This window comes from Thermoanaerobaculia bacterium, assembly GCA_035717485.1.
Lineage (GTDB): Bacteria > Acidobacteriota > Thermoanaerobaculia > UBA5066 > DATFVB01 > DATFVB01.
This window is the reverse complement of sequence record DASTIQ010000233.1, coordinates 1-5,560: the sequence shown is the minus strand read 5'-3', so window position 1 is coordinate 5,560 and position 5,560 is coordinate 1. Positions and strand designations below refer to the sequence as shown.

At 67.4% G+C, this 5,560-nt stretch carries 4 protein-coding genes; all 4 read left to right on the top strand.

The features are described 5' to 3' along the window. Positions 1-226: hypothetical protein (locus tag VFS34_12495; protein HET9795270.1), on the top strand; the 226-nt coding region annotated here is incomplete at its 5' end. Beyond that, complete coding sequence (locus VFS34_12490; protein HET9795269.1) at positions 223-1,689, top strand: TolC family protein; 1,467 nt, start codon at positions 223-225, stop codon at positions 1,687-1,689. The genes VFS34_12495 and VFS34_12490, both read left to right, overlap by 4 nt. Then, the gene (locus VFS34_12485) at positions 1,686-2,789 is read left to right on the top strand and encodes an efflux RND transporter periplasmic adaptor subunit (GenBank protein HET9795268.1); all 1,104 of its coding nucleotides are present in this window, start codon (positions 1,686-1,688) and stop codon (positions 2,787-2,789) included. Before VFS34_12490 ends, VFS34_12485 begins: the two co-directional genes overlap by 4 nt. Then, positions 2,786-5,560: efflux RND transporter permease subunit (locus VFS34_12480; GenBank protein ID HET9795267.1), on the top strand; the 2,775-nt coding region annotated here is incomplete at its 3' end. The genes VFS34_12485 and VFS34_12480, both read left to right, overlap by 4 nt.

Sequence of the window (5,560 nt, the reverse complement as noted above, 5' to 3'; positions counted from 1 at the left end):
CGAACGGCTCGCCCACCTCGTCCAGCAGGCGATCGTGGACGGCATCGATCGCCGCGAGTTCCGCGGCGTCGATCCGAAGACCTCCGCCGAGCTCTTCCTCGGGATGATCCGGGCGATGAACGTCTTCCGGCGGGAGGGCGATTCCCTGGAGAGCCTCCTCGCCGAGCTCATGGAGATCTTCACCGTCGGAATCGGAAAGGCGCGCCCCGGGGAGCTCCCGCGGTGACCGTGCGCCGCGCCGTCCCCCTGCTCCTCCTCGCCGCGGCCGCCGCCGGCTGCAGCCAGTTCACGCCGGCCCGGACGATCGAGAAGGAAGCGCCTCCGTCGCCCGCGGTCTCGTGGAACCCCCCTCCGGCCGCTCGGGCGGAGCAGAAACCGACGCCCCCTCCGGAAATCCCGGAGAAGTACAGGAACGAACAGACGCTGCTCTCGCTTCCGGAGGTGATCGACATCGCCCTCCGCAACAACCCGCTCACGAGGCGGTCGTGGGCGCAGGCCCGGGCGGCGGCTGCCGTCCTCGGGGAGAAGCGCGCGGAATACTTCCCGGAAATCGACCTCGGTGCCGGCGTGACCCGCCAGAAATCGACGACCTTCGGGGGCGCCTCGACGTTCTTCCAGACGACCTACGGCCCCAACGCCACCCTTTCGTGGCTCCTGTTCGACTTCGGCGGACGTTCGGGCGACGTCTCCGAAGCGCGGGAAGCGCTGTTCGCGGCCGACTGGCTCCACAACGCGGCGCTCCAGAACGTGATCCTCCAGGTGACGAGCTCGTACTACCTGTACGGCAATGCCAAGGAGCTCCTCGTGGCCCAGGAGGCGAGCGTCAAGGAATCGCAGGAAAACTACGACGCGGCGCGCGCGCGCCACGACGCCGGCGTGGCGACGGTCGCGGACGTCCTGCAGGCCAAGACGGCGCTCTCGCAGGACGAGCTCGCCCTCGAGACGGTGCGCGGCCAGATCCAGACGATTCGCGGCGAGCTCGCGACGGCGCTCGGGGTCCCGGCCAACATTCCGGTCGACACCGTCGATCTTCCGCGCGACGTCAACGTCGAGGCGGTGACCGCTTCCATCGACGCCCTGATCGAGCAGGCGCAGAAGGAGAGGCCGGACCTCGGCGCCGCCCGCGCCGAAGCGGAACGGGCGCGCGCCCACATCGGGACGATCCGGTCCGAGAGACTCCCGGTCGTCTCCGCCTTCGGGAACGCGAACCGGCTCTCGTACGCGAGCCCGACGGGAGTCCCTTACCGCACGACCTACACGGGCGGCCTCGAGCTCTCGCTCCCGCTCTTCGACGGCGGACGCCGCGCCTACGACCTGCGCCAGGCGCAGGAGGAGGCGAAAGCCGCGTCGGCGACGGCCGAGACCCTCGAGCAGCAGGTCATTCTCCAGGTCTGGACGAGCTACTTCGCGGTCCGGACCGCGGCGCAGCGCGTGCGCACCTCGCGGGACCTGCTCGAAAGCGCGACCCAGGCGACGGAGGTGACCGCCGGGCGCTACAAGAGCGGGGTCGGGAGCATCCTCGATCTCCTCACCTCCCAGCGAAGCCTCGCCCAGGCGCGCGCCCAGGAGGTCCAGGCGCGGTCCGACTGGTTCCAGAGCCTCGCGCAGCTCGCCCACGACACGGGAGTCCTCGGCCCCCTCCCGCCCGGATCCGCGGGGCCCACGCTCGACGGGAAGGAAACGCGATGAAATGGAACCGCGCCGCTCTCGGTTGTTTTTCCTGTGCCGCCGCCCTCGCGCTCTCCGGATGCGCCCGAAAAGCCGCGCCGCCGCCTCCCGAGGCGGTGCCGGTGACCGCCGCCCGCGTCGAGCGCCGCGACCTCCCGGTCGAGGTGACGGCGATCGGCCACGTCGAACCGTACTCGACCGTCTCGGTCAAATCGCAGGTCAACGGGACGCTGATGTCGGTCGGCTTCCGCGAGGGGCAGGACGTGCGGAAGGGCGATCTCCTCTTCCGCATCGATCCGCGCCCGTTCCAGGCGGCTCTCGCGCAGGCGAAAGCGAATCTCGCGCGGGATCGGGCCCAGGCGCAGAACGCGGAGGCGGAGATCGGGCGGTACGCCGGACTCGTCGAGAAGGATTACGTCACGCGGGAGCAGTACGACCAGGTGAAGGCGAACGCGGAGGCGCTCGCGAGCACGGTGAAGGCGAGTGAGGCCGCCGTCGAGAACGCGGCGCTCCAGCTGTCCTGGTGCACGATCACTTCGCCGATCGACGGGAGGACGGGCGGCCTGCTCGTCCACGAGGGGAACCTGGTCAAGGCCAACGACGACAAGGCGATGGTGGTCATCAACCAGATCCGGCCCGTGTACGTGACGTTCTCGACGCCGGAGTCCTCTCTCGCCGATCTCCAGCGCCAGCGCGGCCTGGCGGTGAAGGCGGCGGCGCCCGGCAACGCGGCGCCGAAGGCCGGCCAGCTGACGTTCATCGACAACGCGGTCGACCCGACGACGGGGACCATCACGTCGAAGGCGACCTTCCCCAACGGCGACGAGACGCTCTGGCCGGGAGAGTTCGTCAACGTGACCGTCGTCCTGAGAACGGAGGCGGGAGCGGTCGTCGTCCCCTCGCCCGCCGTTCAGACGGGGCAGAATGGATCGTACGTCTACGTCATCAAGGGCGATGCGACCGTGGAATCGCGGCCGGTGTCCGTCGAACGGACCCAGGGAACGCTGACGGTCGTGGTCAAGGGGCTCGCTCCCGGAGAACAGGTCGTGACCGACGGACAACTGCGCCTCGCGCCGGGAGCGCGGGTCGAGATCAAGACACCTTCGGAGAGCGTCTCATGAACATCGCCGAAATCTTCATCAAACGCCCCGTCATGACGACGCTCGTCATGCTCGGCATCCTCCTGTTCGGCATCATGGGGTACCGGCTCCTGCCCGTGTCCGATCTCCCCAACGTCGACTTTCCGACGATCCAGGTGTCGGCGAGCCTTCCCGGCGCGTCTCCGGAGACGATGGCGTCCGCCGTCGCGACGCCGCTCGAGAAGCAGTTCACGACGATCGCCGGCCTCGACAACATGAGCTCGTCCAGCTCCCAGGGGACGACGCAGATCACGTTGCAGTTCAACCTGAGCCGCAACCTCGACGCGGCGGCGCAGGACGTCCAGTCGATGATCGCCGCCGCCGCCGGACAACTCCCGCCCGAGATGCCGTCGCCGCCGTCGTACCAGAAGGTGAATCCGGCGGACTCGCCGATCGTCTACATGACGCTGACGTCCTCGACCCTTCCCCTGTCGCAGCTCGACGAGTACGGAGAGACGTTCATCGCGCAGCGGATCTCGACGATCCCCGGCGTCGCCCAGGTGCAGGTGTACGGGCCGCAGAAGTACGCCGTGCGCATCCAGCTCGACCCGAACGCTCTCGCGACGCGGGGAATCGGCATCGACGAGGTCGCGAGCGCCGTCCAGAACGCGAACGTCAATCTTCCGACGGGAATCCTCTACGGGCCGTCGAAGTCGTTCACCGTCCAGGCGACGGGACAGCTGAACGAGGCGGCGGCGTACCGGCCGATCGTCGTCACGTACAAGAACGGCTCCCCCGTGCGGCTCGACCAGATCGGCCGCGTGATCGACAGCGTCGAGGCCGACAAGTCGGCCGCCTGGTACAACGAGGACCGCTCGATCTCGCTCGCGATCCAGCGCCAGCCCGGGACGAATACCGTGCAGGTCGCGAGCGCGATCATGCGGCTCCTGCCGATCCTCGAGAAGGAGATCCCGCCGGCGGCGAAGCTCCACGTTCTCTTCGATCGCTCGCAGTCGATCAAGGACTCCGTCCGCGACGTCAAGTTCACGCTGCTCCTGACCCTCTGCCTCGTCGTGATGGTGATCTTCCTGTTCCTGAGGAACGTTTCGGCGACGATCATCCCGAGCCTCGCGCTGCCGCTTTCGATCGCGGGCACCTTCGCGCTCATGTATCTCCTCGGCTACAGCATGGACAACCTGTCGCTGATGGCGCTGACGCTCTCCGTCGGCTTCGTCGTCGACGACGCGATCGTGATGCTCGAGAACATCGTCCGGCACATGGAGATGGGCGAACCCGTCATGCAGGCGGCGCTCTCGGGCTCGAAGGAGATCGGCTTCACGATCCTCTCCATGACGCTCTCGCTCGCCGCCGTGTTCATCCCGGTGCTCTTCATGGGGGGCATCGTCGGCCGGCTTTTCCACGAGTTCGCGGTGACGATCGGCGTCGCGATCCTCCTCTCGGGCTTCATCTCGCTTTCGCTGACCCCGATGCTCTGCAGCCGGTTCCTGCGACCCCACGAGAAGAACGAGAAGCACGGGAAGCTCTTCCAGGTCTCCGAGCGCGTCTTCGACCGGATGCTCGCGCTCTACGAGCGGACGCTGAAGTTCGTTCTTCGGCACGGCGGTGCCACCCTCGCCTTTTCACTCGTGATCCTCGTCGCGACGGTGTACCTCTTCGGGGCGATCCCGAAGGGCTTCCTCCCGAGCGAGGACATCGGCCAGGTCTTCGGGTTCACCGAAGGAGCCCAGGGCATCTCCTTTCCCGAGATGAAGCGCCACCAGAAGGCGGTGGCGGAGGTCCTCCTTCACGACCCGAACGTCGAGAACCTGCTGTCCTCCTGCGGTCCCCGCGGACACATCAGCAACGGAAACCAGGGGATCGTGTTCGCGAAGCTGAAGGACCGCAGGGTCCGGAAGCTCTCGGTCGACCAGATCATCCAGGAGCTCCGGCCGAAGCTCGCGCAGATCCCCGGGATCCAGGTCTATCTCCAGAACCCGCCGCCGATCCGGATCGGCGGCACGCTGACCAAGAGCCAGTACCAGTACACGCTGCAGGACCCGGACACCGGCGAGCTCTACCGGTACGCACCCGTCCTCCAATCGAAGATGCGGTCCGTCCCGGGGCTTCAGGACGTCACCAGCGACATGCAGCTCACGAACCCGCAGGTGAACGTCCAGATCGACCGCGACAAGGCGGGAGCCCTCGGCATCACCCCGCAGAAGATCGAGGACGCGCTCTATACCGCGTACGGCACGCGCCAGATCTCGACCATCTACGCGCCGAACAACGAGTACCAGGTCATCATGGAGCTCGCGCCCGAGTTTCAGCGACATCCCGACGACATGGCGAAGCTCTACATCCACGCCGCCTCGGGCGAGCTCGTGCCGCTCTCGACACTCGTGCACTTCACGCAGAACGTCGGACCGCTGCAGGTTGCGCACACGGGGCAACTCCCTTCGGTGACGATTTCCTTCAACCTGAAACCGGGCGTCGCCATCGGCGACGCCATCAGCCGGGTCGACGCGGTCGCGCGCCGGACGCTCCCCGCGACGGTCACGACGAGCTTCCAGGGAACCGCCCAGGCCTTCCAGTCCTCGTTCCAGGGGCTCGGCATGCTGCTCCTGATGGCGATCCTCGTGATCTACCTCGTGCTCGGGATCCTCTACGAGAGCTTCATCCACCCGATCACGATCCTGTCGGGCCTGCCGGCGGCGGGTTTCGGCGCGCTGCTTACGCTGCTGCTTTTCAACCGCTTCGGCAGCGGACCGTGGAAGATGGACCTGAACCTCTACGCGTTCGTCGGCATCATCATG

Excerpts from the sequence above, each read along its gene's own strand:
- VFS34_12485 (HET9795268.1), top strand. The coding sequence starts at position 1,686 with ATGAAATGGAACCGCGCCGCTCTCGGTTGTTTTTCCTGTGCCGCCGCC.